Here is a 2,311-nt window from a genome sequence, read left to right as displayed (position 1 = left end):
CCCCATCGGCCACATCCGCCTCGACCACACCAAGCGATACCAAGGCACCCTCACCCCAGCCGCCTAACATGAGACACAACAACCGAGACAACCCCGCGACAGAACAACCGAGACACAACAGGGACTCTGAGTCCCTCAGGGTTCCCCTCACGGAACGTCCGGCGGGCCGCGTCAGGCGTCGTCAGCGTCGGGGAACGCGGGCGGCGCCTGCAGGTCGTGGGCGCGGAACAGCACCGCGTGCTCGACCCCCATCGCCTTGCCGCTCATCGCCGCGAACTGCGGGATGAAGTCGGCGGGCGCGGGGTGGTCCGGAAGCGCGGCCAGGTACGCGGCGTGCGCCTCCAGAGACGCAATGCCGCGCTGCAGCGGCTCCCCCGTGACGTCGACGCCGTGGGTCGCGCCGGAGCCGGGGAGCCCCGGGACGAGGTACCAGCGCGCTGAATGCGGTGTCAGACCCTCGTCGTCGACCTGCTCCGGGAAGACCCACCGGTTGCCCGCGTCGCGGATGGCGTCGAGCGTCGCGAGCCCGGCGGCGCGGTGGTCGGCCTGGTCGAAGCCGTAGGGCGTTTCGACGTCGAATCCGCAGCCGAGCACGACGTCGGGCTTGAACCGGCGGATCTCGCGGCAGATGTCGCGGCGCAGGTCGAGGCCGTAGACGAGCACGCCGTCCGGATGTTCGAGAACGGTCAGCCGCTCGACGCCGACGGCCGCGCACGCGTTGCGCTGCTCGGCGACGCGCAGGCGGGCCGTCTCCTCGGGCGGGTTCGGCATGCCTGCCTCGCCGCGGGTGAGCAGGAGGTACCCGACCTCGATGCCGCGCGCGGTCCAGCGGGCGACGGCCGCCGACGTGCCGTACTCCATGTCGTCCGGATGCGCGACGACGCAGAGCACGCGCTGGAAGGACTCCTCGGGCAAGGCAGGCAACGTCATACCGGACATCTTCGCGCGCGGACGGCGCGTTGTCTGGCGTTATCCGGCCTCATTCCGGTCAAGTCCGGCGACCGGGCCGAACACGATCACCGCGGGCGGACGCACGCCCGCGGCCGCCGCTTCGTCGGCCACCGAGGCGAGCGTGGACCGCAGCACCCGCTGGGTCCGCATCGTCCCGTCCTCGATCACCGCGACCGGCGTGTCGCCCGGACGGCCGCCTTCGAGCAGGGCGGCGGCGAACTTCGGCAGCCGTTCGACGCCCATCATCAGCACGATCGTCCCGCGCATCCGGGCCAGCAGCGACCAGTCCACCAGCGACCGCTCGTCCCCCGGCGCGACGTGCCCGGACACGACGACCACCTCGTGCGCGACGCCGCGGTGCGTCACCGGCACGTCCGCCACCGCGGGCACCGCGAACGCCGAGGTGATGCCCGGAACCATGGTCACCGGCACGCCCGCTTCGGCGCACGCCTGGACCTCTTCGAACCCGCGGCCGAACAGGTACGGGTCGCCGCCCTTGAGCCGGACGACGAACTTGCCTTCCTTGGCCTTCTCGATGAGCGTCCGGTTGATCACGTCCTGGCTCGCCGCGCGGCCGTACGGGATCTTCGCCGCGTCGATGACCTCTACCTCCGGCGCGAGTTCGTCCAGCAGATCGCGCGGGCCGAGCCGGTCGACGACCACGACGTCGGCGCGCGACAGCAGCCGCCGGGCGCGGACGGTGATCAGGTCCGGGTCGCCGGGCCCGCCGCCGACGAGCGCGACGCCGGGCAGCGTGCCCGCCGGATGCGGCTGGCGGCCGTCCTCGATGGCGCCCGCGTGCAGGCCGTCCAGCATCGAATCGCGGACCGCGGCCGAGCGAAGCGGCTCGCCGCCGGACAGGACGCCGAACAGGAGACCGCCGTGCCGTCCGGTCGCCGGGGTCACCGCCGTGCCGGATTCGCCCTCGTCGGCGCGGACGCAGAAGACGCGTTCCCGCTCCGCCTCGGCGCAGATCTCGGCGTTGGTCTCCGGGCTGTTCGTGCAAGCCAGCGCGTACCAGGCGTCCCGCAGGTCGCCCTCGGTGTAGCGGCGCTGGTGCCAGACCAGCTCCCCCGCGTCCGCCATCCCCTGCACCGACGGCGTCGTGTGCGGCGACACCAATTCGACGCGGGCGCCCGCGCTGATCAGCCGGGGCAGCCGGCGCTGGGCAACAGAACCGCCGCCGAACACCACGACGCGGCGGCCGGTCAGGTTCAGGCCGGAAAGGTAGTGCGGGTCGTCCATGCCAGGAATCTACCAGCGGCGCGCAGCGCGTCCGGTGCGGGGGGAGGAGGGGAGGAAGGCGGAGTTATGGGCTGGGCGGCTGTTCGCACGCCGAGCGTGGGTCATGCCACGCCGA

The 2,311-nt window shown here is 72.7% G+C and carries 2 protein-coding genes; both read right to left on the bottom strand.

Features of this window, described 5'->3' with window-relative positions; translation table 11 throughout:
• Positions 1-171 precede the first annotated feature (171 nt).
• Positions 172-939: a PIG-L deacetylase family protein gene (locus tag D0D37_RS46215; protein WP_116206884.1), complete on the bottom strand. Its 768-nt coding sequence runs from the start codon at positions 937-939 to the stop codon at positions 172-174.
• A 30-nt stretch (positions 940-969) separates the two neighbouring features.
• Positions 970-2,196 (bottom strand): uroporphyrinogen-III C-methyltransferase, encoded by a 1,227-nt coding sequence (gene cobA / locus D0D37_RS46210; RefSeq protein ID WP_116206883.1) that lies wholly within the window; start codon positions 2,194-2,196, stop codon positions 970-972.
• Positions 2,197-2,311 lie beyond the last annotated feature (115 nt).

The sequence above is a fragment of the Amycolatopsis circi genome (assembly GCF_003385235.1).
Classification (GTDB): domain Bacteria; phylum Actinomycetota; class Actinomycetes; order Mycobacteriales; family Pseudonocardiaceae; genus Amycolatopsis; species Amycolatopsis circi.
This window is presented reverse-complemented; position numbering and strand designations above follow the sequence as displayed.